The 24,310-nt window shown below is 69.9% G+C and carries 23 protein-coding genes; 19 read left to right on the forward strand and 4 right to left on the reverse strand.

All coding sequences use genetic code 11. The features are described 5' to 3' along the window. Positions 1-2: 2 nt before the first annotated feature. From mca to ABZX10_RS21330, 3 genes are all read left to right on the forward strand, one after another. Positions 3-869 carry a mycothiol conjugate amidase Mca gene (gene mca, locus ABZX10_RS21320; protein ID WP_355544788.1) on the forward strand — a complete coding sequence of 289 codons (867 nt, stop codon included), beginning with the start codon at positions 3-5 and terminating at the stop codon, positions 867-869. Then, positions 869-1,183, forward strand: a complete 315-nt coding sequence (locus tag ABZX10_RS21325; protein WP_355544791.1) for a hypothetical protein — start codon at positions 869-871, stop codon at positions 1,181-1,183. The genes mca and ABZX10_RS21325 overlap by 1 nt, the downstream gene beginning before the upstream one ends. 84 nt (positions 1,184-1,267) lie before the next feature. Further along, the gene (locus ABZX10_RS21330) at positions 1,268-3,211 is read left to right on the forward strand and encodes a glycosyltransferase family 39 protein (protein ID WP_355544794.1); all 1,944 of its coding nucleotides are present in this window, start codon (positions 1,268-1,270) and stop codon (positions 3,209-3,211) included. Between the two features lie 46 nt (positions 3,212-3,257). Here ABZX10_RS21330 and ABZX10_RS21335 read toward each other — a convergent pair whose 3' ends face one another. Continuing rightward, a complete protein-coding gene (locus ABZX10_RS21335) occupies positions 3,258-3,806 on the reverse strand; it encodes a dihydrofolate reductase family protein (RefSeq protein ID WP_355544797.1) in 549 nt (182 codons plus the stop codon). A gap of 101 nt (positions 3,807-3,907) precedes the next feature. Here ABZX10_RS21335 and ABZX10_RS21340 point away from each other — a divergent pair, with 101 nt between their 5' ends. The 8 genes from ABZX10_RS21340 to ABZX10_RS21375 all read left to right on the forward strand — a co-directional run bounded on the left by ABZX10_RS21340 (position 3,908) and on the right by ABZX10_RS21375 (position 12,403). After that, positions 3,908-5,878, forward strand: a complete 1,971-nt coding sequence (locus ABZX10_RS21340) for a thioredoxin domain-containing protein (RefSeq protein ID WP_355544800.1) — start codon at positions 3,908-3,910, stop codon at positions 5,876-5,878. A gap of 195 nt (positions 5,879-6,073) precedes the next feature. Next, on the forward strand, positions 6,074-7,132 hold the full coding sequence (locus ABZX10_RS21345) for a 3-deoxy-7-phosphoheptulonate synthase (RefSeq protein ID WP_355544803.1): 1,059 nt from the start codon (positions 6,074-6,076) through the stop codon (positions 7,130-7,132). A 110-nt stretch (positions 7,133-7,242) separates the two neighbouring features. After that, complete coding sequence (locus ABZX10_RS21350; RefSeq protein ID WP_355544806.1) at positions 7,243-7,800, forward strand: DinB family protein; 558 nt, start codon at positions 7,243-7,245, stop codon at positions 7,798-7,800. A gap of 74 nt (positions 7,801-7,874) precedes the next feature. Continuing rightward, positions 7,875-8,630 (forward strand): SDR family NAD(P)-dependent oxidoreductase, encoded by a 756-nt coding sequence (locus ABZX10_RS21355; protein WP_355544809.1) that lies wholly within the window; start codon positions 7,875-7,877, stop codon positions 8,628-8,630. A 205-nt stretch (positions 8,631-8,835) separates the two neighbouring features. Next, positions 8,836-9,696, forward strand: a complete 861-nt coding sequence (locus ABZX10_RS21360) for an ABC transporter permease (protein WP_355544812.1) — start codon at positions 8,836-8,838, stop codon at positions 9,694-9,696. Further along, the gene (locus tag ABZX10_RS21365; RefSeq protein WP_355544815.1) at positions 9,693-10,748 is read left to right on the forward strand and encodes an ABC transporter substrate-binding protein; all 1,056 of its coding nucleotides are present in this window, start codon (positions 9,693-9,695) and stop codon (positions 10,746-10,748) included. The genes ABZX10_RS21360 and ABZX10_RS21365 overlap by 4 nt, the downstream gene beginning before the upstream one ends. Next, the gene (locus ABZX10_RS21370; RefSeq protein WP_355544818.1) at positions 10,745-11,530 is read left to right on the forward strand and encodes an ABC transporter ATP-binding protein; all 786 of its coding nucleotides are present in this window, start codon (positions 10,745-10,747) and stop codon (positions 11,528-11,530) included. Before ABZX10_RS21365 ends, ABZX10_RS21370 begins: the two co-directional genes overlap by 4 nt. Before the next feature lie 72 nt (positions 11,531-11,602). Next, positions 11,603-12,403 carry an isoprenyl transferase gene (locus ABZX10_RS21375; RefSeq protein WP_355544893.1) on the forward strand — a complete coding sequence of 267 codons (801 nt, stop codon included), beginning with the start codon at positions 11,603-11,605 and terminating at the stop codon, positions 12,401-12,403. Between the two features lie 9 nt (positions 12,404-12,412). Here the strand turns inward: ABZX10_RS21375 and coaA are convergent, their stop codons facing one another. Beyond that, positions 12,413-13,354, reverse strand: a complete 942-nt coding sequence (gene coaA / locus ABZX10_RS21380; protein WP_269451185.1) for a type I pantothenate kinase — start codon at positions 13,352-13,354, stop codon at positions 12,413-12,415. 32 nt (positions 13,355-13,386) lie between these two features. On the opposite strand from coaA, the gene ABZX10_RS21385 reads away from it, so the two are divergent. The 8 genes from ABZX10_RS21385 (at position 13,387) to ABZX10_RS21420 (ending at position 22,191) form a co-directional block, all read left to right on the forward strand. Then, on the forward strand, positions 13,387-14,637 hold the full coding sequence (locus ABZX10_RS21385; protein WP_355544822.1) for a DUF885 domain-containing protein: 1,251 nt from the start codon (positions 13,387-13,389) through the stop codon (positions 14,635-14,637). A 9-nt stretch (positions 14,638-14,646) separates the two neighbouring features. Continuing rightward, a complete protein-coding gene (gene glyA, locus ABZX10_RS21390) occupies positions 14,647-15,945 on the forward strand; it encodes a serine hydroxymethyltransferase (protein ID WP_355544825.1) in 1,299 nt (432 codons plus the stop codon). A gap of 74 nt (positions 15,946-16,019) precedes the next feature. Continuing rightward, positions 16,020-16,847 carry an acyl-ACP desaturase gene (locus tag ABZX10_RS21395; RefSeq protein ID WP_355544828.1) on the forward strand — a complete coding sequence of 276 codons (828 nt, stop codon included), beginning with the start codon at positions 16,020-16,022 and terminating at the stop codon, positions 16,845-16,847. A gap of 301 nt (positions 16,848-17,148) precedes the next feature. Then, positions 17,149-18,426 (forward strand): PhoH family protein, encoded by a 1,278-nt coding sequence (locus ABZX10_RS21400; protein ID WP_355544896.1) that lies wholly within the window; start codon positions 17,149-17,151, stop codon positions 18,424-18,426. A gap of 135 nt (positions 18,427-18,561) precedes the next feature. Further along, a complete protein-coding gene (locus ABZX10_RS21405; RefSeq protein WP_355544831.1) occupies positions 18,562-19,029 on the forward strand; it encodes an SRPBCC domain-containing protein in 468 nt (155 codons plus the stop codon). Further along, positions 19,026-19,805 (forward strand): metalloregulator ArsR/SmtB family transcription factor, encoded by a 780-nt coding sequence (locus ABZX10_RS21410; RefSeq protein ID WP_355544834.1) that lies wholly within the window; start codon positions 19,026-19,028, stop codon positions 19,803-19,805. The genes ABZX10_RS21405 and ABZX10_RS21410 overlap by 4 nt, the downstream gene beginning before the upstream one ends. Before the next feature lie 89 nt (positions 19,806-19,894). After that, entirely contained in the window at positions 19,895-21,589 is a 1,695-nt protein-coding gene (locus ABZX10_RS21415) for a fumarate hydratase (protein ID WP_355544837.1), read from the forward strand. A 65-nt stretch (positions 21,590-21,654) separates the two neighbouring features. Beyond that, entirely contained in the window at positions 21,655-22,191 is a 537-nt protein-coding gene (locus ABZX10_RS21420) for a Uma2 family endonuclease (protein WP_355544840.1), read from the forward strand. A 23-nt stretch (positions 22,192-22,214) separates the two neighbouring features. On the opposite strand, the gene ABZX10_RS21425 is transcribed toward ABZX10_RS21420, so the two are convergent. Together ABZX10_RS21425 and ABZX10_RS21430 are read right to left on the reverse strand one after the other, a co-directional pair. Further along, positions 22,215-22,796 carry a class I SAM-dependent methyltransferase gene (locus ABZX10_RS21425; RefSeq protein ID WP_355544843.1) on the reverse strand — a complete coding sequence of 194 codons (582 nt, stop codon included), beginning with the start codon at positions 22,794-22,796 and terminating at the stop codon, positions 22,215-22,217. 10 nt (positions 22,797-22,806) lie between these two features. Then, positions 22,807-24,291, reverse strand: a complete 1,485-nt coding sequence (locus tag ABZX10_RS21430) for a protein kinase (protein WP_355544846.1) — start codon at positions 24,289-24,291, stop codon at positions 22,807-22,809. Between the last annotated feature and the right edge of the window lie 19 nt (positions 24,292-24,310).

The raw sequence follows: 24,310 nt of genomic DNA on the forward strand, positions 1-24,310 counted from the left end.
CCATGACCGGATACCGCCTCCTCGCCGTTCACGCGCACCCGGACGACGAGTCGAGCAAGAGTGCCGCGACGATGGCGCGGTACGCGGCCGAGGGGAACGACGTGCTGGTCGCGACGTTCACGGGCGGCGAACGGGGCGACATCCTCAACCCCGCGCTGGACGTCCCCGGGATCAAGGACCGCCTGCCCGAGGTGCGTCGGGAGGAGATGGCCAAGGCCGCCGCGATCCTGGGCGTCGAGCAGCGCTGGCTCGGCTTCGTCGACTCCGGACTGCCGGAGGGCGACCCGCTGCCCCCGCTGCCGGAGGGCTGCTTCGCCCTGGAGCCGATCGAGGTGCCGACCGAGGCTCTGGTGCGTCTGATCCGGGAGTTCCGCCCGCACGTGATGATCACGTACGACGAGAACGGCGGGTACCCGCATCCCGACCACATCATGACGCACAAGGTCTCGATGGCGGCGTACGAGGCCGCCGCCGATCCGGAGCAGTTCCCCGACGCCGGCGAGCCGTGGCAGATCTCGAAGGTCTACTACTGCCACGGCTTCCTCCGCGGCAAGTTCCAGGCCTTCGCGGACGAATTCGAGAAGCACGGCCTCGAGAACCCGTACACCGAGTGGCTGGCCCGGTGGAAGGACGAGAAGAACGACATGATGGCCCGCGTGACCACGCAGGTCGAGTGCAGCGAGTACTTCCCGGTCCGTGACGACGCGCTCCGCGCGCATGCCACCCAGATCGACCCCAACGGGCCCTTCTTCGCGGTGCCGATGGAGTGGCAGCAGCGCCTGTGGCCGACCGAGGAGTACGAGCTGGCCAAGACCACGGTCAGCAGCAGGATGCCCGAGAAGGATCTGTTCAGCGGGATCGAGCTGTGATGGGTCCGCTCCTGCAACTGGCGTCCGACGCGGCGGTCCTCGTCGCCGATCCGCAGAAGCCCAAGGGGCCGGAGTTCGGCAAGTCCGGTCCCCTCGGTCTCGCGGTGATCGTCGCGCTCCTGGCCGTGACCTTCCTGCTCATCCGTTCGATGAACAAGCACGTCAAGAACCTCCCCGAGTCGTTCGACGACGAGGCGCCCGGCGAGGGCGACGAGGCCGGCGGCACGGACCACGCGGGTATCGAGGGGCCGTCCATCCCCGAGGCCGACGGTGCGCCGTCCTCCGGCCCGGAGGACGCGGATCCGCCGAGGTAGTGGTTACTCGCCGGTAACGATCTCGCAGCGACCTCCCAGGGTGAGGGGCGCGGCCGTCCAGTTCCGCCCGCCAGGGTGGACGGCGTGAAGTATTTGACTCCGCGGCGCTGCGCCGTGACCGCATTGCTCGCCGCCACGGCGCTGTTGTACTGCTGGAACCTGTCGATCAGCGGCTACGGCAACGAGTTCTACGCCGCCGCGGCGCAGGCCGGCGGGCTGAGCTGGAAGGCCTGGCTGTTCGGCTCGCTCGACCCGGGCAACGTCATCACCGTCGACAAGCCGCCCACGGCGCTGTGGGTGACGGGCCTCTTCGTCCGGGTGTTCGGGCTCTCGTCGTGGTCGATCCTGCTGCCGCAGGCGCTGATGGGGGTCGGGACCGTCGGGTTGGTGTACTTGACGACGCGCCGGCTGCTCGGCTCGCTGGAGAATCGCATCGCGACGGGCGGCGCGCTGCTGGCCGGCGCCGTCTGCGCCCTGACCCCGGCGGCGGTCCTGATCTTCCGGTTCAACAACCCCGATGCCCTCCTGGTGCTGCTGATGACCGCGGCCGCCTACTGCACCGTGCGGGCGTGTCAGGCCGCGTCGTGGAGGTGGCTCATGGCGTGCGGCGCGCTGCTCGGCTTCGCCTTCCTGACCAAGATGCTGCAGGGCCTGCTGGTCCTGCCCGGGTTCGGGCTCGCGTACCTGCTGTTCGCGCAGACCTCCTGGCTACGCCGTGCGCGGGATCTGGCGTTGGGCGTCGTCGCCGTGGTCGTCTCGGCCGGCTGGTACGTGCTGCTGACGGTGCTGTGGCCGGCGTCCTCGCGCCCGTACATCGGCGGCTCGAAGGACGGCACCTTCATGGACCTGGTGCTCGGCTACAACGGGCTGGCCCGGATCTTCGGGAGCAGTGGCGGTGACTCGGGCTTCGGCGGCGGCAAGGGCATGCCCGGCGGGATGGGTGCGACGGGTACCGGATTCGGCGGCTCGCCGAGTCTGGCACGGCTGTTCAGCAACGAGTTCGGCAACGAGATCTCCTGGCTGCTGCCGACAGCGCTGCTGGTGCTGGTGATCGGTCTTGTGCTGGTGGTGCGGCGTCGCCTGGAGCGGGACCTCGCGCTGGGGCTCACCGTCTTCGGCACGTGGCTCGTGATCACCGGGCTCACGTTCTCGTTCATGAGCGGCATCGTGCACCCGTACTACACGGTGGCTCTGGTCCCGGCGATCGCGGTGCTCGTGGGCGGCGGCGCGGCCGTCGCGTGGAGCCGCAGGTCGACGGTGCCGGGCACGCTCGCGCTGGTCTCGCTGGTGCTCGCCGCCGGCGGGTGGGGCATCGTCCGTGCCTGGCGGGCGGGGTACGCGTGGCCGGTCCTGGGGATCGTCGCGGGCGTTCTGATGGTGGCGGCGATCGGCGCGCTCGTCGTGACCCGGCGGGGCGCGGGGCGCGCGGTGGCCGCGGCGCTGGTGCTCGCGCTCCTCTCCGGTGGCGTTGCGACAGTGGCGTTCTCGGTCTCCACGGCGGGCACCGCGCACAGTGGCGGCGTACCCACGGCCGTGAAGACCGCGAAGTCCGGCGACATGTTCGGCGGTGGCGGGCCGGGCGCCGGGCGCGAGGGGAAGGCACCGTCGGGCGGCGGCACGAAGGTCGAGCTGCCGGCGGGCGTGGAGCTCCCGGAGGGCGTGAGCGCTGATGAGGCCCTCGAGCCGGGCAATCGGCCGGGCGACGAGAAGTCCAACACCGAGCTGATCGCGCTGCTCAAGAGCACCACGACGCAGTGGGCGGCCGCCGTGAACGGCGCGCAGAGCCAGGGCTCGCTGCAATTGAACTCCGGAAGGCCCGTGATCGCGATCGGCGGGTTCAGCGGCTCCGACCCCGCGCCGACGCTCGCGCAGTTCCAGCAGTGGGTGAAGGACGGGAAGATCTCCTACTACGTCTCCTCGGGCGGATTCCGGCCCGGCGGTGGGAAGTCCGAGATCCAGAGCTGGGTGGAGAAGAACTTCACCGCGACGAAGGTCGGGAGCTCGACGGTCTACAAGCTGGTGGGGTAGTCGTTCCTCAGGCGGTGCACGGCCACAGCCGGAATGTCGCCCTGCGCTAGCGGTAGCGCAGGGCGACGGTGCCGTTGCGCAGCGGCTCTGCCGACACCAGCTCGAGGCGGCGGTGGGCGGGCAGTCCCCGGGCGTAGAGCGTGGGGCCGTGGCCGGCGATGACGGGGTGGAGGAGGAACAGGTACTCGTCGACCAGGTCCAGCCGGTCCAGCTCGGTGGCGAGCGCCTCGCTGCCGACGAGCACGCCTGCCGGATACTGATCCTTCAGGGCGCGCACCGCCGTTGTGAGGTCGCCGGTGACGTGATGGCTGTTCGTCCACGGGAATTCGCTCCGTGTGGTGGAGACGACGTACTTCGGCTTGGCCTCGAGCTTCTCCGCCCACTCGCGGATCGCCGGCGGCGCGTCGATCTCGCCGCGCGCGACCAGCGGCCAGTAGACCTCCATCATCTCGTAGGTCGTGCGCCCCCACAGCATGGCGCCGTTCGCGTCCATGAGCCGCGTGAACAGGGCATGGGTCTCGTTGTCGGCGATGCCGGCTTCGTGGTCGATGCACCCGTCCAGGGTCACGTTGAGGCTGAACGTCAGCAGGCCCACCGGGTCGTCCTTCCGGAGCAGGTATGTAGACAGTGTGCACATCGACGCTACGGCGGTTCCGATTCCCGCGTCAAGACGGCGGTCTGAGGCAGGATGGGGACATGAACCGTCTCGGCGCGTCCACCAGCCCGTACCTGCGCCAGCACGCGGACAACCCGGTGCACTGGCAGGAGTGGAGCGAGGCCGCGCTGGCCGAGGCGGCCGAGCGCGACGTGCCGATCCTGCTCTCGATCGGCTACGCCGCGTGTCACTGGTGCCACGTCATGGCGCACGAGTCCTTCGAGAACGAGGCGATCGCGGCGCAGATGAACGCCGGCTTCGTCTGCATCAAGGTCGACCGCGAGGAGCGCCCCGACCTCGACGCGATCTACATGAACGCCACCGTCGCCATGACCGGGCAGGGCGGCTGGCCCATGACCTGCTTTCTCACCCCGTCCGGCGAGCCCTTCTACTGCGGCACCTACTACCCGCCCGAGCCGCGCAACGGGCAGGCCAGCTTCCCGCAGCTCCTCGAGGCCATCACCGACACCTGGCGCGACCGGCGCGACGAGGTCGGCCGGGTGTCCGGGCAGGTGGCCGCGCACCTGCGCCAGGCCTCCGCCGGGCTGCCCGACGGTGCCGCCCCCACCGCCGACGACCTGGCCGGGGCGGTCCGCGCGATCTGCGCCGACGAGGACCCGTCGGGCGGTTTCGGGCGCGCCCCGAAGTTCCCGCCGTCGGCCACCGTAGAGGCCCTGCTGCGGCATCACGAACGGTCCGGCGACCCCGCCTCGTACGGCGTGGCCGTGCGGTGCGCCGAGGCGATGGCCCGCGGCGGCATCTACGACCAGCTCGGCGGCGGCTTCGCACGGTACGCCGTGGACGCCGACTGGGTGGTGCCGCACTTCGAGAAGATGTTGTACGACAACGCACTTCTGCTCCGCTTCTACGCCCACCTGGGCCGCCGGACCGGTTCGCCGCTGGCGCTCCGGGTGGCCGGCGAGACCGCCGACTTCCTGGTCCGGGACCTCGGGGTCGACGGTGGCGGGCTGGCGTCCTCGCTCGACGCGGACACCGTCGTCGACGGGCACGGCGTGGAGGGCGCGACCTACATCTGGACGCCCGCCGAACTCGTCGAGGTGCTCGGCGAGGCCGACGGTGCTTGGGCTGCCGAGGTTTTCGCGGTCACGCCGGGCGGAACCTTCGAACACGGGACGTCGACCCTGCAGCTGCACGGCGAGCCGGATCCGGTACGGCTCGCCGACGTCCGGCGGCGACTGTTCGAATCACGTTCGGGGCGAGCGCAACCGGGTCGCGACGACAAGGTCGTCACCGTGTGGAACGGGCTCGCGATCACCGCGTTGGCGGAGGCGGGCAGGGTCGAGCAGGCCGAGGCCGTCGCGCGATACGTGCTCGGAACCCATTGGGACGGCGAGCGCCTACGTCGCAGCTCGCTGGGCGGGGTCGTCGGCGAGGCGGACGGCATGCTGGAGGACTACGCCGCACTGGTCACCGGGCTGCTCGCGCTGACGCAACGGACCGGCGGATCCGATTGGGCCGCAGCGGCAGCCTCGATCCTGGACGCCGCGATCGTCCGGTTCGGTGACGTCGACGCGGACGGGAGCTGGTACGACGCCCCGTCGGACGGGGAGGCCCTGTTGACCCGCCCGCGCGACCCCGCGGACGGGGCGACGCCGGCGGGCGCGAGCCTGATCGCCGAGGCATTGACCTACGCCGAGGCCCTCCTCGGCGAGCACTACGCTGCCCTCGCCGCCGCCACACGGGCGCGGTCCGGGGAGCTGATCCGCCGGGTGCCGCGCGGGGCGGGACACCACCTGGCCGTTGCCGAGCAGGCCGCGGCGGGGCTGCAGATCGCGGTCGCCGACGGGACGGGCGCCGCCGCGCTGGTGGCGGAGGCGCGCCGCCTGGCCCCCGGCGGCGCGGTAGTCATTGCCGGAGCTAAGGATTCGCATCCGTTGCTGGAGGGGCGCGGCCCCGTCGATGGGCGCGCGGCCGCCTACGTGTGCCGGGGCGCCGTCTGCTCCCTCCCGGTGACCGACGGCGAGACGCTCGCCGAGGAGCTCGCGGGGTAGCTGTGCTATGTTCGCTGTGTGGGTATGAACGCGTATTGGCGCTTTACCGAGGCTCCGGGTGGGGCCGTCGGTGAGGCGCGTGTGCGCTAGTACCGAACAGCACGACCCGGAGCCGAAGGCAGCGAGATCACTCGCTGCCTTTTTCTATGGCACCGGGACCTCCGCCTGGTGTCGCCAACCAGGAAGAGTAATGAGATGACCATCGAACTCGACACCCCGGCGTCCACCTCGAACCGGCGCGTGCGGGCCTTCCACGCGATCCCCTCACCCGCGCAGCTGCGCGAGGAGCTGCCGCTCGCGCCCCGCCTGGCCGCGCAGGTCGAGGCCGACCGCGCCGCGGTCGCCGATGTGATCGCGGGCCGCGACCAGCGGCTCCTCGTCGTCGTGGGGCCGTGCTCGGTGCACGACCCCGAGGCCGCGCTCGACTACGCCCGCCGGCTCAAGCCGATCGCCGATGAGCTGGCGGATCAGCTGCTGATCGTGATGCGGGTCTACTTCGAGAAGCCGCGGACCACCGTCGGCTGGAAGGGCCTGATCAACGACCCCGGCATGGACGAGTCGTACGACGTGCCCCGCGGCCTGCGCACCGCGCGGCGTCTGCTGCTCGACATCCTCGAGATCGGTCTCCCCGTCGGCTGCGAGTTCCTCGAGCCCACCAGCCCGCAGTACATCGCCGACACCGTCGCCTGGGGCGCGATCGGCGCCCGCACCACCGAGTCCCAGGTGCACCGCCAGCTGGCCTCCGGCCTCTCGATGCCGATCGGCTTCAAGAACGCGACCGACGGGAACGTCCAGGTCGCGATCGACGGTGCGCTGTCGGCCGCGGCCCGGCACGTCTTCTTCGGCACCGACGACGACGGCGCTGCCGCCGTGGTCGAGACCGTGGGCAACGACAACTGCCACGTCATCCTGCGCGGCGGACGCGGCGGGCCCAACTTCGACGCCGCGTCGGTGTCCGCGGCGGTCGGTGCGCTGAAGAAGGGTGGGCTCGCACCGTCGGTGATGGTCGACTGCTCGCACGCGAACTCCGGCAAGGACCACGTGCGGCAGGCCGAGGTGGCCCGGGAGATCGCCGCGCGCATCGCCGCGGGGGAGACCGGTATCTCCGGCCTCATGCTCGAGTCCTTCCTCGTCGCGGGCGCGCAGCAGCCCGGGCCCGGGCCGCTCGTCTACGGCCAGTCCGTGACCGACAAGTGCATGGACTTCGCCACCACCGACTCCGTGCTGCACGACCTGGCCGCTGCGCTGCGCTGAGTCGCGCTGCTTCACGATGTCGGGTTTCTGCGACCCGCAGGTGCGCCACGTGCATGCGATTGCGGAGAACCCGACATCGTGAGCCGGCCGGTCCCCAGTAGATTCACACCATGGCGATCGAACCGGATGTCAAGGACTGGACGTGGGTCATCGAGCGGGCGTGTCCTGCCTGCGGATTCGACCCGTCGACGGTGAACCGTGACGACGTCGCTGACCGCATCGCGCGTTCGGCGACCGGGTGGGGCGACGTGCTGGCGCGGCCGGATGTGAACGTCCGCCCGGATGAGAACACGTGGTCGGTCCTCGAGTACGGCTGCCACCTGCGGGACGTGCACCGGATCATGCGGGAACGCCTGGGGATCATGCTGGCCTACGACGAGACGGCCGTGGACGGCGCGACCTTCGCGAACTGGGACCAGGATGCGAGCGCGGTCGAGGACGCGTACAACGAGCAGAACCCGGCCGTCGTCGCGGACGAACTGGCTCGTGCCGCAGTGGACTTCGCAGAGGCGTACCGCGCCGTCGCTGCCGATCAGTGGCACCGGAAGGGGCTGCGGTCCAACGGTTCCGCGTTCACCGTCGAGTCCTTCGCAACGTACGCGCTGCACGACCTCGAGCATCACCGGATGGATGTGGGGCTGGTGCCGCGCCCTGGCGACGGAGCGTGATCCCAGCGAGCACCGCGAGGCGCTCGGCGATACGGTGATGGTTCACCCGTACCGATCGAGATGCAGGAGAACCCATGGCCGAGATCGCCGTCGTCACCGGAGCGAGCAGTGGGATCGGGGCAGCCACGGCGCGGCATCTCGTGCGCGCGGGATTCGACGTGGTGATCGGGGCGCGCCGCGTGGATCGACTGGAGGCTCTGAAGGCCGACCTCGAAGCCCAGCACCCGGAACGGATCGTCACCGCGCTCCCGCTCGATGTCTCCGACGTGGACTCGGTGCGGGCCTTCACCGACGCCATCGAGAAGGTCGACGTGCTGGTCAACAACGCCGGCGGCGCGCTCGGCGTCGACCGTATCGAGACCGCCGACGAGGCCGACTGGTCCCGCATGTACGACATCAACGTGCTCTCGATCCTGCGCATGGTCCAGGCCCTGCTGCCCAAGCTGAGGGCTTCGCCGGCGGCCAGCGTCGTGACGATCGGCTCCGTCGCCTCCACCGAGGCGTACGAGACCGGCGGCGGCTACAACGCCGCGAAGTTCGGCGCCCGCGCCGTGACCCGGGTGCTGCGACTCGAGCTCAAGGGCGAGCCGATCCGGGTCATCGAGATCGACCCCGGCATGGTCGAGACGGAGTTCTCGCTGGTCCGCCTCGGGGGCGACGCCGATGCCGCGAACAAGATCTATCAGGGCGTCGACCACCTCGTAGCAGACGACATCGCCGACGCTGTGACCTGGACCGTTACCCGCCCGCCGCACGTCAACATCGACTACATCCAGATCATGCCCCGGGACCAAGTAGCCGCTCGCAACGTGCACCGGAGGACGGTCTGAACCACTCATATGCCCCGCGACAAGTCGCCGCTCGCAACGTGCACCGGAGGACGGTCTGAACCACTCATATGCCCCGCGACAAGTCGCCGCTCGCAACGTGCACCGTCGGGTCTAACGATCACCGAGATTCGAACCGTTCCCGTGCGAACCGATGCCTGGCAGGGTCAACTGTTCGTGTGCCCGACAGGGCGCCGGAGAGGAATCCATGGCCGGAGAGCCCCCGCTGCTGCGGGTGAAGAACGCCGTCATCGAACCGCTGCCGCAGGCGGTTCGCTCGTGGCTCGTCCGCATCATCGCCCTCGTCGTGTTCGTCGCGGTGTGGTGGCTGATCAGCGGATTGCACCTGATCGACGAGAAGTTCCTGCCGACACCGAAGTCCGTGTGGGACGCCGCCGTTCGTGCCAGTACCTGGCATCAGGTGGCGCCGGGGGTGCCGCGTGAGGTGCTCGGCGAGCAGAACTACTTCCTGTGGGAGCACCTGGTCGCAAGCCTGCAGCGGATCTTCGCCGGTGTCGGCGCGGCGATCGTCGTCGGCCCGATCCTCGGCTTCGCCATGGGCACGTCGAAGACGATCAACACGATCATCGAGCCCTACCTGAACTTCCTCCGCGCGCTGCCGCCGCTCGGCTACATCGGCCTGCTCATCGTGTGGTTCGGCATCGGCGACACGTCCAAGATCTGGCTGCTCTTCCTCGCCGCGTTCCCCGCCATCGCCATCTCCACGGTGAACGGTGTCCAGGGCGTCAGCGTCGATCAGATCAATGCCGCCCGCGCGCTCGGCGCGAACCGGTTGCAGACCATCCGCGGCGTCATCGTCCCGGCCACGCTGCCCGAAGTCATCAACGGCATCCGCATCGCGGTCGGCTTCGCGTGGACCACCGTCGTCGCGGCGGAGCTCAACAACGGCATTCCCGGCATCGGCGGACTCGCCTATCTCGCCGGCCAGCAGCTCAACACGCCCCTGACCATCGCCTGCATCATCGTCATCGGCGTCACCGCGCTCCTGCTGGACTCGCTCATCAAGTGGATCGGCCTGCTGGCCGTCCCGTGGAAGGGGAAGGCATGAACCGCCTCACGCGCCTCGCGCGCACGGCGCTCGTTGTCGGCACCGTCGGGCTGCTGGCCTCCGGCTGCATCGTGGAGTCCGGCAGGGCCGAACAGTCCCGGTCGATCGGCGGGAGCACGGCGTGCCCCGTCGCCCCGGATCCGACGGTGCGCGGCACCGTCCGGATCGGTTGGCAGGAGATCCCGAACGGTGACCTGATCGTCAAGGACACCAGCCTGCTCAAGACCTGCATGCCCAATGTCAACGTCGTCTGGAGCAAGTTCGCCTCCGGCGGCGATGTCATCCAGGCGTTCGGCGCGAACAGCCTCGACGTCGGACTGCTGGGCAGCGCGCCCGCGGCGAAGGCGCTGAGCGCCCCGCTGAACATCGACATGAAGGTCATCTGGATCCAGGACCGGATCGGCGCGGCGGAGTCCCTCGTCGCCCGGGGCGACGGCATCAAGTCCGTCGCCGACCTGCACGGCAAGCGGATCGCCGTCCCGTTCGCGTCCACCGCTCACTACAGCCTGCTGACGGCGCTCGACAAGGCCGGGGTCACCGACGCGCAGGTCATCAACCTTGCCCCCGACGCCATCCGCGGTGCCTGGGGCGGCGGGCAGATCGACGCCACCTACATCTGGGAGCCCACCCTGAGCCAGCTGAAGGGCACCGTCCTCACCACGAGCGCGCAGGTCGCCGAGCAGGGCGCCCCCACCTACGACCTCGAGGGCGCGCGCAGCGACTTCGTGCGCGACAACCCGGCCTTCCTGAAGATCTGGACCGCGGCGCAGGGCTGGGCGGCGAACCTGCTGAACACCGACCCGAACAAGGCCGCCGAGCACATCGCCGGCCAGCTCGGCGTGCCGCTGGACCAGGTGCTCACGCAGGTCAAGGGCTACGCGTACTTCGACGCCAAGACCCAGGCCGGTCCCGATCATCTCGGCGGCCAGCTGGGCGCCGACATCCGCAAGACGGCGGAGTTCCTGCTCCAACAGGGGCAGGTCCAGGGCGTCGGTCCGGCGCAGCACTACACCGACGGCGTGTCCGCGACGGCGGCACAGGAGGCGAAATGAGCGGCACCGAACGCGTCCAACTGACGGGCGTCGGCAAGACCTATGACACCGCCAGCGGGCAGACCGTCGCGCTGCAGCCCACGGACCTGACGATCGAGCCGGGGGAGTTCGTCTCCATCGTCGGCCCGTCGGGCTGCGGCAAGACCACACTGCTGCGGCTCGTCGCGGGCTTCGAGGACCCGACGGCCGGCGTCGTCGAGGTCGGCGGCGCGCGGGTCAGCGCACCATCGGCCGACCGGGGCGTGGTCTTCCAGGCCCCCACCCTGTACCCCTGGCTGACGGTGCGCGGCAACGTCGAGTTCGGGCCCAAGGTCAGCGGGGTGGGCAAGACGCAGCGCCGCGAGCAGGCGCAGAAGATGCTCGACCTAGTGGGACTCGGCGACTTCGGCGACAAGCGACCCTACGAACTCTCCGGCGGCATGCAGCAGCGCGCACAGATCGCCCGCGTACTGGTCAACGACCCGGCGATCGTCCTGATGGACGAGCCCTACGGCGCCCTCGACGCGCTGACCCGCGAGCGGCTGCAGGTGGACCTGCTGAAGATCTGGCGCGAGGCCGGGAAGACGATCGTGTTCATCACCCACTCGGTGGAGGAGGCCGTGTTCCTCAGCACCCGCGTGCTGGTGATGAGCGCCCGCCCGGGCCGCGTCGTGATCGACCGGAAGGTCGAGCTGCCCGGCGACGGTCCCGACACGGTGCGCGACCCGTCGGTGACCGCCACGCCCGAGTTCCAGGCCCTGCGCACCGAGCTCGCGGCGGCGATCTACGCGGCCCACGGCTGAACCTCAGCTGTCGCACAGGTCTCGCGGCGTAGTCTTGCACGCGTGGTGAGCGTCCCGAAACTGCCAGTGTCGCTGCCGTCCGGGCCTGCCCGGACGATCGCGTCCCCCGTGTACGCGATCTACGAGCGCAGGCTCGCCACCGAGCTGGCGCACGCGTACCGCGACGGCGCGCAGCGGCCCCGGCACGTCGCCGTGCTCTGCGACGGCAACCGGCGCTGGGCCCGGGCCGCGGGATTCTCCGATGTCAGCCACGGCTACCGCATGGGCGCCAAGAAGATCGCCGAGATGCTCGAGTGGTGCGACGAGGCCGGCATCGAACTCGCGACCATCTACCTGCTCTCGACCGAGAACCTGCAGCGCGACCCCGACGAACTGTCCGCGCTGCTGGAGATCATCACCGATGTCGTGGAGGAGATCTCCGGCCCCGACAAGAACTGGTCGGTGAAGATCGTCGGTGCGATGGACCTGCTGCCGCCCGACGCCGCGCGGCGGCTCACCGCCGCCGCGGAGGGCACCAAGGGCCGCACCGGCACGCACGTGAACGTGGCCGTCGGCTACGGCGGCCGCAAGGAGATCGTCGACGCCGTGCAGTCGCTGCTCAAGGATCGGCTGGCGGCCGGGATGTCGGCGGAGGAGCTGGCGGACGCGGTCACCGTCGAGGGGATCGACCAGCACCTGTACACCAAGGGCCAGCCCGACCCGGACCTCGTGATCCGCACGTCGGGCGAGCAGCGGCTCTCCGGATTCCTGTTGTGGCAGAGCGCCTACAGCGAGATCTGGTTCACCGAGGCCTACTGGCCCGAGTTCCGCCGCGTCGACTTCCTGCGCGCGCTGCGCGACTACGCCGCCCGGCACCGTCGGTTCGGGGCCTGAGCCGCACCGTCAGAGCTTGCGCAGCCGCACCCGGTTGATCGAGTGATCGGAGTCCTTGCGCAGCACCAGGGTCGCGCGGGGGCGCGTGGGCAGGATGTTCTGCACCAGGTTGGGGCGGTTGATGCCCGCCCAGATGCCCTCGGCGCGGTCCCGGGCCTCCACATCGGAGAGCCCGGAGTAGTGGTGGAAGTGCGAGCTCGGGTCGGCGAACGAGGTGGTGCGCATCGACAGGAAACGGTCCACGTACCAGCGCTCGATGTCCTCGATCCGCGCGTCCACGTACACCGAGAAGTCGAACAGGTCCGAGACCATGAGCCGCGGCCCGGTCTGCAGCACGTTGAGGCCCTCGACGATGAGGATGTCGGGCCGCCGGACGTGGATGGTCTCGCCGGGCACGATGTCGTAGAGTTGGTGCGAGTACATCGGCGCGGTCGCGTCCTGAGCGCCCGACTTCACCGTGGTCACGAACCGCAACAGCGCGCGCCGGTCGTAGGACTCGGGGAAGCCCTTGCGGTGCATGATTCCCCGGCGCTCGAGCTCGGCCGTCGGGTAGAGGAAGCCGTCGGTGGTCACCAGATCCACGCGCGGGTGCGAGTCCCATCGCGCCAGCAGCGCCTGCAGCACTCGCGCGGTCGTCGACTTGCCGACCGCCACCGAGCCGGCGACGCCGATCACGAAGGGCACCTGCGCGTCGTGCCGCTGCTCCCCGAGGAAGGTCGCGGTGGCCGCGTACAGCCGCTGCCGGGCGGCGACCTGCAGGTGGATCAGTCGTGAGACGGGCAGGTAGACCTCGGCGACCTCGGCCAGGTCGACCTGTTCGCCCAGACCGCGCAGGTGGGACAGGTCGTCCTCGGTGAGCGAGAGCGGGGTGGACTGCCGCAGTTCCCGCCACTGCGCGCGGTCCATCTCGATGTACGGACTCGGCTCGCTCACGCGGCGACTCCGTGACACACCGGGGAAGGCATATCCCTAGTCTGGCATGTATGGACGAGCTCAGTCTCACTGGCCGCTACCTGCGGCTCGGCTTGCGGTTCGACCGCATCGAATCCGGATTCGTCGACGCGTACTTCGGCGACCCGGGGCACCGCCGGGCGGTGGAGGCCGAGGACGCCCCCGAACCGGCCCGCCTCGCCGACGAGGCCCGCGCGCTCCTGCGCGACCTCGCCTCCGACGGCTCCCTCACGGCGAGCCGCAGGGAGTTCCTCACCGGGCACGTCGCCGCGCTCGAATGCTCGGCCCGCAAGTTCGACGGTGCGCCGATCGGCTTCGTCGACGAGGTCAAGGCCTACTTCGACGTGGACATCGCGATGGGTGACACGGCCGACTACGAGGCTGCGCACGCGAAGCTCGACGAACTGCTGCCCGGCGCGGGCCCGCTGCAGCCGCGGATGCACGCGCAGCGTGCGCGGTTCGCAGTCCCGCCGGAGCGGGTGCCCGAGGTGGTGGACGCGCTCGCCGGAGCGCTGCGCGATGTCGTGCGCGAGCGGTACCCCCTACCGGAGGCCGAGACCGTGGCCTTCGAGATCGAGCACGACAAGCCCTGGTCCGGCTTCAACTACTATCTCGGCGACTACCGCTCGAGGGTCGCCGTGAACGGCGACCTGCCGCAGCACCTGTCATCGTTGCCGCACCTCATCGCGCACGAGGCCTACCCTGGCCATCACACCGAGCACTGCCGCAAGGAGCAACTGCTCGTACACGGCGAGAACGGCGGAGCGCAGCAGGCCGAACAAACCATCTTCCTCGTCAACACCCCGCAGTGCCTCATGGCGGAGGGCCTCGCGGACCACGCGCTGGGCGCCGCGATCGGGCCCGGATGGGGCCGCTGGGCGCAGGAGATCTACGCCGACCTGGGCCTGTCCTTCGACGGCGAGCTCGCCGAACGGATCGCGGCGGCATCGTCGGGCCTGCTCCACGTGCGCCAGGACGCGGCGCTGCTGCTGCACGACCGGAACGCGGGGGAGGATGCCGTGGCCGCCTACCTGCAGCGCTGGGGGCTGATGGCGGAGAACAGCGCGCGGCAGGCGCTACGGTTCGTCGGGTCGCCGCTCTGGCGGGCCTACATCTCCACCTACGTCGAGGGATACGCGCTGCTCGGTGCATGGCTCGACGAGGCGGAGCCGGGCGCGGCGCGACTGGACCGGTTCGGTCGCCTGCTCGACGAGCCCCTCACGCCGTCGGCGCTGCGCCGGGAGATGACGGCCGCCGCGGGAGATCGCCAACCCTCGAACTAGGATGACCGCATGAGCGATTCCAGCGTGAACTCCGCGTCCCTGGCCGAACTCGATCCCGAGGTCGCGGCCGCCATGAACGGCGAGCTGGCGCGCCAGCGGGACACGCTGGAGATGATCGCCTCCGAGAACTTCGTGCCGCGCGCGGTGTTGCAGGCGCAGGGCTCGGTGCTCACCAACAAGTACGCCGAGGGCTACCCGGGGCGCCGTTACTACGGCGGTTGCGAGTACGTCGACGTCGTGGAGGACCTGGCCCGGAACCGGGCCAAGGAGCTGTTCGGCGCCGAGTTCGCCAACGTCCAGCCGCACTCGGGCGCGCAGGCGAACGCCGCGGTCCTGCAGGCCCTCATGGAGCCGGGCGAGACGCTGATGGGCCTCGACCTCGCGCACGGCGGCCACCTCACGCACGGCATGCGCCTGAACTTCTCCGGCAAGCTCTACGAGAACGTCTTCTACGGCGTGTCCAAGGAGGACCACCGGGTCGACATGGACGAGGTGCGCAAGATCGCGCTGGACTCCAAGCCCAAGGTGATCGTCGCCGGCTGGTCCGCCTACCCGCGCCACCTCGACTTCGCGGCGTTCCGTTCGATCGCCGACGAGGTGGGCGCCCACCTCTGGGTCGACATGGCGCATTTCGCCGGCCTCGTCGCCGCGGGTCTGCACCCGAGCCCGGTCCCGCACGCCGATGTCGTGTCCAGCACCGTGCACAAGACCCTTGGCGGTCCGCGCTCCGGCATCATCCTGGCCAAGCAGGAGTGGGCCAAGAAGCTCAACTCCGCGGTCTTCCCCGGCCAGCAGGGCGGCCCGCTCATGCACGTGATCGCCGCCAAGGCCGTCGCGCTCAAGGTCGCGGGCACGGAGGAGTTCCGCGAGAAGCAGCAGCGCACGCTCGACGGTGCGCGGATCCTCGCCGAGCGCCTGAACGGCAAGGACGTGGCCGACGCCGGCGTCACCGTGCTCACCGGCGGCACCGACGTGCACCTGGTCCTCGTCGACCTGCGCAACAGCGACCTGGACGGCCAGCAGGCCGAGGACCTCTTGCACGAGGTGGGCATCACCGTCAACCGCAACGCCGTGCCCTTCGACCCGCGCCCGCCGATGGTCACCTCCGGCCTGCGCATCGGCACCGCCGCGCTGGCCAGCCGCGGTTTCGGGGAGAAGGAGTTCACCGAGGTCGCCGACATCATCGGCATCGCGCTCGCGCAGGGCAAGGCGGCCGACACGGCCGCGCTGCGCGCCCGCGTCTCGGCGCTCGCGCTGGAGGTGCCGCTGTACGAGGGCCTCGAGGACTGGGGCCTGCTCTCGCGCTGAACCCGGGTTCCGGGTTCGTCACCCTTCCCACCTGGGATTTGAAGGCCGGGCGGGGCCTGCTTTAGAGTGACCGGGTGACTTCCAGCATCTCCGACGACCTGACGCTCGCCATCGACAAGGCGCTGCCGGACATCCGCGCGGCCTACGTCGAGGCCGGCGATGCGTGGCAGCCGCACGACTACATCCCGTGGGACGACGGCCGCAACTACGCCTTCCTCGGCGGCGAGGACTTCGTCCCCGCCGACGTCAAGGTCGACGCGGTGGTCAGCAACGGCCTGATCCTGGGCCTGCTGACCAAGGACCACCTGCCGTCCTTCCACCGCCTGCTCGCGCAGCACCACCTCATCGAGTCGGACTGGGGCAAGTTCGTCGGCCACTGGACCGCCGAGGAGAACCGGCACGGCATCGCGCTGCGCGACCACGTCGTGGTCAGCCGCACGTGCGATGTCGAGCAGCTGGAGATGTGGCGCCTCGAGGCCGTGACCCGTGGCTACCGCCAGTACGAGGGCACCCGCGAGGAGATCCAGATCGCGGAGCAGATCGCCATGGTGATCGTGCACGAGGCGCTCTCCGCCGACTACTTCGACCGCCTCGCCGACTACGCCGAGAAGGCCGAGGGGACGCCCGCGGGCCTCGTCACCACGCTCCGCAAGGTGGCGAACGACGACCGCACCCAGCAGCGCTACTGGACCGAGCTGCTCACCGTCGCGCTCGACGTCAACGAGGGCCACGTCAAGGAGGCCCTGCTGGGCCAGGCGCGCCTCGTCTCGCCGATCGGCGCCGAGACCGCCGACGGCCTCGACGAGGCCCGTCGAATCGTCACCGAGGCCGGCATCAGCTCGCCCGAGCGGGACCGCGAGATCCTGAACGGCCTCCTCGCGACGTGGGGCCTGGCCCTGTAACACCGAGTTCCCACTCGTCATCGATTGTTAACGAACGCGCCGCCCGGGGTCCCGCCCCGGCGGCGCGTTCGGCGTTAGTTTGGCGGTGACGGATTGCGGGGAAGCAGTTCGTCCCGGGAGGTTCCAACCGTGACTGGACATCCAGTTCTCACGAGAGGGCCGGCCCCGGTCCTCGCCGTACGGGCGTAAGAACTACGCACCGTCGGTGTTTGGAACCGGCCGGCCGCAGCTACACGCTTGCGTGGGCGCCGCGCAGGCTAGGAGCGTCACCGTGTCTTTCCGTGAGACCCCCCGCACGTACGTGCTCGACACCTCCGTCCTGCTGTCCGATCCCTGGGCCATCACCCGGTTCGCCGAGCACGACGTGGTGCTCCCGCTCGTGGTGATCAGCGAACTCGAGGGTAAGCGCCACCACGCCGAACTCGGCTGGTTCGCCCGTGAGTCGCTGCGCATGCTCGACGACATGCGCCTCGAACACGGCCGCCTCGACCAGCCGATCCCCACGCCGGGCGGCGGCACGGTTCAGGTGGAGCTCAATCACATCGACCCGTCCGTGCTGCCGGTGGGTTTCCGCACCGAGACCAACGACTCCCGCATCCTCGCGTGCGCGCTGAACCTGCGCGCCGAGGGCCGGGACGTGGTGCTGGTGTCGAAGGACATCCCGCTGCGGGTCAAGGCCGGCGCGGTGGGCCTGCCCGCCGACGAGTACCGGGCGCAGGACGTGGTGACCTCCGGGTGGACGGGCATGGAGGAGCTGGAGGTCCCGCGCGCGGTGATCGACGCGCTGTTCGCGGGCGGCGTCGTCGATCACGACGCCGCGCGGGACCTGCCGTGCAACACCGGCGTGCGGCTGCTGGGCGGCACGTCGAGCGCGCTGGGCCGGGTGACCGCGGAGAAGCAGCTGCAGTTGGTCCGCGGCGACCGCGAGGCCTTCGGCCTGCACGGCCGCAGCGCGGAGCAGCGCGTCGCGCTGGACCTGCTGCTCGACGAGTCGGTGGGCATCGTCTCCCTCGGCGGCAAGGCCGGCACCGGCAAGTCGGCCCTGGCGCTCTGCGCGGGTCTCGAGGCGGTGCTGGAGAAGCGGACGCAGCGCAAGGTCGTCGTCTTCCGCCCGCTCTACGCCGTCGGCGGCCAGGACCTCGGCTATCTGCCGGGCTCCGAGAACGAGAAGATGGGCCCGTGGGCGCAGGCCGTCTACGACACTCTCGACGGTCTCGCCTCGCCGGAGGTCATGGACGAGGTGATGGACCGCGGGATGCTGGAGGTGCTGCCGCTCACGCACATCCGCGGTCGGTCGCTGCACGACTCCTTCGTCATCGTCGACGAGGCGCAGTCGCTCGAGCGCAACGTCCTGCTGACGGTGCTCTCCCGGCTGGGGAGTGGCTCGCGAGTGGTGCTCACGCACGACGTCGCGCAGCGCGACAACCTGCGGGTCGGCCGGCACGACGGCGTCGCCGCAGTGATCGAGAAGCTCAAGGGCCACCCACTGTTCGCGCACGTCACCCTGACCCGCTCCGAGCGCTCGCCGATCGCCGCACTGGTGACCGAGATGCTGGAGGAGTTCGCGCCCGGCGCATAGCTGTCTCGGCACGTTCCGAAACCGGCGTCCCACGCGGTCACGATGGAAATGCTTCGTCGGGTGCCCCGTGGGACGCCGGTTTTCCGTCGACGCTCGCTCTTGAAATATTCCTCTAGAGGAATGTATGGTGATGGCATGACTACCACCATCGAACTCACCGTCCCCGTTCCGCCCGCCCGCGTCTGGGAGCTCTGGACCACGCCCGAGGGCATCTCCGCCTGGTGGGCGCCCGACGGCTTCCGCACCGACGTCACCACCCTCGAGCTGCGGCCGGGCGGCGAGCTGGTCTACACCATGACCGCGGTCGCGCCCGAGCAGATCGCCTTCATGGAGCAGAACGGCATGCCCCTGGCCACCCGCTCCGTCAAGTACTTCGACGAGATCGACGAGCCCGCACGCCTGTCGTACCGCTCGGTGATCGACTTCGTACCCGATCACGAGCCCTACGAGCACCTCACCGTGGTGGAGCTCGACCCCACGGCGACCGGCACGCGCGTCGTGATGCGGGTCGAGGCGATGCACGACGAGGTCTGGACCGCGCGTCTCGTCGGCGGCCGCCGCAACGAGCTCGCCAATCTCGCGGCGTTGGTCGCGTCGGAGTGACGGACCTGCAGCGGGCTCTCGCAGCGGTCGCCGAGCCGACGCGCTTTCGCATCGTCGAGCTGCTGGCGGACCGTCCGCGCACCGTCACGGAGGTGCAGGAGGCGATCGGCGCGCGCCAGCCGCAGACCACCAAGCACCTCCAAGTGCTCGAGGCGGCGGGCGTCGTCCGGGTGCACAAGCTGGGCCGGCGCCGCGTCGCGCGGATCGACCGCGGCATGATGCGGACCCTCAGCGAGTACTTCGCGACACTGGCCGTGACCGGTCAGGACGACGCGGCCCTCGAGGGGTACGACCGCGCGATCGCCGTCGAACGCCGCGGTGACGGTGCCCGCACGGTCGTCGTCGAGCGCACCCTGGAGGTCTCCGTCGACCGGGTCTGGGCCGCGTGGACCGACCCCGCCCTCGCCGCGACCTGGTGGGCACCCCGGCATTTCGGCGTCGAGGACGTCGCCGTCGCTCCGGTGGCGGGGGAGTCCGTGCGCCTCGTCCTCCGGGAGGGTGACGGTGCGCGGTACGTCTCCGAAGGGCGGGTGCTCGAGGTGGACGCGCCGCGCCGTCTGGTCTTCACCCTCGCCCCCGTCGGCGCCGACGGTGCGCCTCTGTTCGGCGCCCGGCACACCGTCGTCCTGACCGGGGACGCGTCCACCACCGTCACGCTGACGATCGACGTCACCGACGCGGGCGACGATGCGGCGCCGATGGTCGCCGGCCTCCAACCGGGCTGGAACCAACTGCTCGACGGGCTCGTCGCGTCGTTCGCCGAGCGTCGCGCGTGACCCGCCCGGCGGCACCGTCGGGCTGCGGTCGCCGCAGCTAGGGCACCCTTATCGGGGACGAATCGGTGCCTGGGGCATACTCTCGGACTGTGACTTCGAACAGCCCCGAATTCATCTATTCCGATCTGCTGCCCATCGGCCCGGACACCACGCCGTACCGATTGCTGACCACCGAAGGCGTGTCGACCTTCGAGGTGGACGGGCAGAAGTTCCTCAAGGTGGAGCCGGAGGCGATCCAGAAGCTGACCGCCGAGGCGATGCACGACATCAGCCATTACTTGCGGCCGGCGCACCTGAAGCAGCTGCGGAAGATCATCGACGACCCCGAGGCGTCGGGCAACGATCGCTTCGTGGCGCTCGACCTGCTCAAGAACGTCAACATCTCCGCCGGCGGCGTGCTACCGATGTGCCAGGACACGGGCACCGCCATCGTCATGGGCAAGAAGGCCGAGGGCGTGCTGACCGGCGTCGAGGACGGCGAATGGGTCTCGCGCGGCGTCTACGACGCGTACACCAAGCTCAACCTGCGCTACTCGCAGAACGCGCCGATCACCATGTACGAGGAGCGCAACACCGGCACCAACCTGCCTGCGCAGGTGGAGATCTACGCCACCGAGCAGGGGCCGAAGGGGCCGGAGTACAAGTTCCTGTTCATGGCCAAGGGCGGCGGCTCGGCCAACAAGTCGTTCCTGTTCCAGGAGACGAAGGCGATCCTCAACCCGGACCGGATCCTGAAGTTCCTCGACGAGAAGATCCGCTCGCTGGGCACCGCCGCGTGCCCGCCTTACCACCTCGCGATCGTCATCGGCGGCACGTCGGCCGAGTTCGCGCTCAAGACCGCGAAGTACGCCTCGGCGCACTACCTGGATGAGCTGCCGCGCGAGGGTTCCATGGCCGCGCACGGCTTCCGGGATGTCGAGCTCGAGGAGAAGGTCTTCGAGCTGACCCAGTCGTTCGGGATCGGCGCGCAGTTCGGCGGCAAGTACTTCTGCCACGACGTGCGCGTGGTGCGCCTGCCGCGGCACGGCGCGTCGCTGCCCGTCGCGATCGCCGTGTCCTGCTCGGCGGACCGTCAGGCGCTGGGCAAGATCACCGCCGACGGTGTCTTCCTCGAGCAGCTGGAGACCGACCCCGCGCAGTACATGCCGGATGCCGGTGTGGCGGAGGACATCGAGGGCGGCGCGGTCGTCGAGATCGACCTGAACCGGCCGATGCCCGAGATCCTCGCCGAGCTGTCGAAGTACCCGGTGAAGACGCGCCTGTCGCTGACCGGTCCGCTGGTCGTGGCGCGCGACATCGCGCACGCGAAGATCAAGGACCTGCTCGACTCGGGTGCCCCGATGCCGCAGTACCTCAAGGACCACCCGGTGTACTACGCCGGACCCGCGAAGACGCCGGAGGGCATGGCGTCCGGGTCCTTCGGTCCCACCACCGCGGGCCGCATGGACAGCTACGTCGACGAATTCCAGGCCGCGGGAGGATCTCTCGTGATGTTGGCCAAGGGGAACCGGTCGAAGCAGGTCACGCAGGCCTGCGACACGCACGGCGGCTTCTACCTCGGCTCCATCGGCGGCCCCGCCGCCCGGCTCGCGCTCGACTGCATCAAGTCGCAGGAGGTCATCGAGTACCCCGAGCTCGGCATGGAGGCCGTGTGGAAGATCGAGGTCGAGAACTTCCCCGCGTTCATCGTCGTCGACGACAAGGGCAACGACTTCTTCACCGACCCGTCGGGCGAGGTCGCCCTGCCGCTCAGCGGGATCCGGGTGCGCTCGAAGGAGCGGTAGCCCTTCCGCTGCCGCCTGTGGATGACGCGCTTGGGTGCGTGACCCGCGGGGCTTACACTCGCGACATGACTGCTGCAGCTCATCGTCGCGATCTCATGTCGCTCGACGACTGGCGTGCCTTGGGGGAGGACCCGTCGCAGCGGTACGAGGTTCAGGAGGGGGTCCTGATCGTGTCACCGAGGCCGCGGCAGCGGCATCAGAACGTGATGCTCGCACTCGGCAGTCGCCTTCTCCAGCAGCGGCCGGCCGGTGTGCGCGTCACGCCGGAGCCCGACGTGATCATCGATCCACGCACTCCGGCCACCGTGCGCATCCCCGACCTGGTCATCTGTCGGGGCGACGAAGATGCGACGCTCACCGCGGCCGACGTCCTCATCGCCATCGAGGTCCTGTCGCCCGGCACTCGCCGGGTCGATCTCGTCATGAAGCGCAGCGAGTACGCGGACGCGGGGATCGAGCACTACTGGATCGTCGATCCCGACGAGCGGTACATGGAGGTCCTGACTCTGATCGACGGTGCGTACGTCGGTCGTAGGGTTGAGGGAGTCTTCACCACGTCGGTTCCCTTCGACGTGACGATCGACCTGGACGACCTCGGCTGAGCGTCCTCGGCGCGAGGTAGACGTCAGGCCGGGCGGAGAATCGTGACGGCGAAATCGGCGCCGTCGTGCCAGGGCTTGACGTCCCACGTCGCGAGGCGCAGATCGGTCCGTAGCCCGGCCTCGGCGGCCTGGGCGTCCAGCTGCTCCGGGGTGAGGCCGCGGTCGGTGTGGAAGCCGACGATCGCGAATCCGTCCGGCGCGAGGTGCTTCCGGAAGTTGGTGAGCACCGTCGTCTCCGTGCCCTCAGCGACGAACACCATGACGTTCCCCGCGCAGACGATGGCGTCGAAGACGCCGTCGAGGTCCAGCTCTGCGAGATCCTGGACCAGCCAGCGCGGGCCAGGGTGATCCTGCTCCGCCGCGGCGATGAGGACCGGATCCACGTCGACCCCGGTCACGTCGTGGCCCACCGAGTGCAGGTAGCCGCCGATCCGCCCGGGCCCGCATCCGGCGTCCAGGATCCGCGACCCGCGACCCACCATCGCGTCCACCAGGCGCCCTTCACCGGCCAGGTCCGCGCCCTCGCGTGCCATCGTCCGGAAGCGCTCGACGTACCACTCGCTGTGGCCGTCGTTGGTGTCGGTGAACCAGCGGGGTGTACTCATATCCTCGAACCTACTTGCAGGGATCCGCGGCCTTGCCGGTGCCGGTGTTGTTGCTCAGGACGCGCACATAGGTGTCGCCCGTGCGCGCGCTGCACGCGGCCCGGCTCGATGTTCCGTAATCGACGTAGGGCGTGTAGAACGCCTCGCCGTTGTCGTCGACGGCGCGGATCGAGCCGCAGTTCAGAGTTTTGCTGTAGAAGTACTCGGCGCCGGGGTGCGCCGCCAGCTGGTTGCTCACCAGTGTCGCGACCGACGGATTCGACTGCTCGATCGACACCAGGACGAGGACCGCACGTCCGTCACACGGCGGTCGGCTCACGGCGCGGGTGAGTCCGAGATCGCCGGCTTCGCGAGGTGGCGTGGTCGACATCGGCGCGGGCGCCGGGGTAGTAGCGGGCACGGTCACGGTCGACGGGGCGACGATGACAGTCGACAGAATGGTGCTCGATTCGATGGCAGGAGAGGCGTCGGAGGAGTCGGAGCGGCCGAGCATGACGCCTGTGCCCGCGACCAGGGCACCGACCACGAGGGCAGCTGCGACCGCGGTGGGAAGGAGCCACGTGCGCAGGGACTTCCGCTCGAGAGGCCGTGACGCCGTCGGAGTCGGCGCGATCATCGTCGGACCGTCGTGCGTCCCCGCCGTGGGCGGTGCGGCTCGGATGACCGTCGGCTCCGACGGTGCCACAGCGAGTTCGGCCGCGAATTGCCCGGCGCTCCGAGGACGATCGGCGGGGGAGCCGGCCATGCCACGGGCGATCGCTCTGTCGACGGACGAAGGGACATCGGGGCGCCTGGCGGTCACCGGAACGACGGCGCCGTCGAGTGCTGCCGCGATCACGGCGGCGGGACTACTCCTGTCGAACGGTCGGGAGCCCGTGAGGAGGGCGTAGGCGGTCGTAGCGAGTGAGTAGATATCTGCACGCGAATCGATCTCGTCGCCCCGGAGCTGCTCCGGCGCGGCGTAGGCGACGGAACCGATGGTCGTCCCGGTGGCGGTCAGATCGGACGTGTCGCCCGCCGCCCGAGCGATCCCGAAGTCGGACAGTAACGCACGCGAGCCGTCGAGCATGATGTTCGCGGGCTTGACATCCCGATGGAGGATGCCCCGTTGGTGAGCGAAGTCGAGTGCTGCAGCGGTGTCGCGGACGATCGCGACGACCGCGTCGAACGGCAGGCCGCCCGGAGACTGCGCGATGCGCGCCGCAGCGTCGATCCCGTCGATGTACGGCATCGACAACCACAGTCGACCGCCCTCCTCGCCCCTGTCGAGAACTCCGACGATGTTGGGGTGATTGAGGGTGGCGGCGAGATCGGCCTCGCGGAGGAAGCGTAGCCGGAAGGCCTCATCGGTCGCGAGATGCGGTGGGAGGACTTTGATCGCGTCGTGGCGAGGCAGGCGAGGATGCTGCGCGAGGTACACCTCGCCCATGCCTCCCGCGCCGAGACGACGAACGATCGTGTACCCCGCGAAGACCTCACCCGGCGAAAAGGACATCTCGCACCTCCCAGGAGGA

Origin of the sequence: Tsukamurella sp. NPDC003166, assembly GCF_040611135.1 — a bacterium.
Lineage (GTDB): Bacteria > Actinomycetota > Actinomycetes > Mycobacteriales > Mycobacteriaceae > Tsukamurella.

What these genes read in the sequence shown, in the direction of transcription:
- mca (WP_355544788.1), top strand. Translation starts at nt 3, where the DNA reads ATGACCGGATACCGCCTCCTCGCCGTTCACGCGCACCCGGACGACGAG.
- ABZX10_RS21325 (WP_355544791.1), top strand. Translation starts at nt 869, where the DNA reads ATGGGTCCGCTCCTGCAACTGGCGTCCGACGCGGCGGTCCTCGTCGCC.
- ABZX10_RS21340 (WP_355544800.1), top strand. Translation starts at nt 3,908, where the DNA reads ATGAACCGTCTCGGCGCGTCCACCAGCCCGTACCTGCGCCAGCACGCG.
- ABZX10_RS21345 (WP_355544803.1), top strand. Translation starts at nt 6,074, where the DNA reads ATGACCATCGAACTCGACACCCCGGCGTCCACCTCGAACCGGCGCGTG.
- ABZX10_RS21350 (WP_355544806.1), top strand. Translation starts at nt 7,243, where the DNA reads ATGGCGATCGAACCGGATGTCAAGGACTGGACGTGGGTCATCGAGCGG.
- ABZX10_RS21355 (WP_355544809.1), top strand. Translation starts at nt 7,875, where the DNA reads ATGGCCGAGATCGCCGTCGTCACCGGAGCGAGCAGTGGGATCGGGGCA.
- ABZX10_RS21360 (WP_355544812.1), top strand. Translation starts at nt 8,836, where the DNA reads ATGGCCGGAGAGCCCCCGCTGCTGCGGGTGAAGAACGCCGTCATCGAA.
- ABZX10_RS21365 (WP_355544815.1), top strand. Translation starts at nt 9,693, where the DNA reads ATGAACCGCCTCACGCGCCTCGCGCGCACGGCGCTCGTTGTCGGCACC.
- ABZX10_RS21370 (WP_355544818.1), top strand. Translation starts at nt 10,745, where the DNA reads ATGAGCGGCACCGAACGCGTCCAACTGACGGGCGTCGGCAAGACCTAT.
- ABZX10_RS21385 (WP_355544822.1), top strand. Translation starts at nt 13,387, where the DNA reads ATGGACGAGCTCAGTCTCACTGGCCGCTACCTGCGGCTCGGCTTGCGG.
- glyA (WP_355544825.1), top strand. Translation starts at nt 14,647, where the DNA reads ATGAGCGATTCCAGCGTGAACTCCGCGTCCCTGGCCGAACTCGATCCC.
- ABZX10_RS21405 (WP_355544831.1), top strand. Translation starts at nt 18,562, where the DNA reads ATGACTACCACCATCGAACTCACCGTCCCCGTTCCGCCCGCCCGCGTC.
- ABZX10_RS21420 (WP_355544840.1), top strand. Translation starts at nt 21,655, where the DNA reads ATGACTGCTGCAGCTCATCGTCGCGATCTCATGTCGCTCGACGACTGG.
- ABZX10_RS21425 (WP_355544843.1), bottom strand. Translation starts at nt 22,796, where the DNA reads ATGAGTACACCCCGCTGGTTCACCGACACCAACGACGGCCACAGCGAG.
- ABZX10_RS21430 (WP_355544846.1), bottom strand. Translation starts at nt 24,291, where the DNA reads ATGTCCTTTTCGCCGGGTGAGGTCTTCGCGGGGTACACGATCGTTCGT.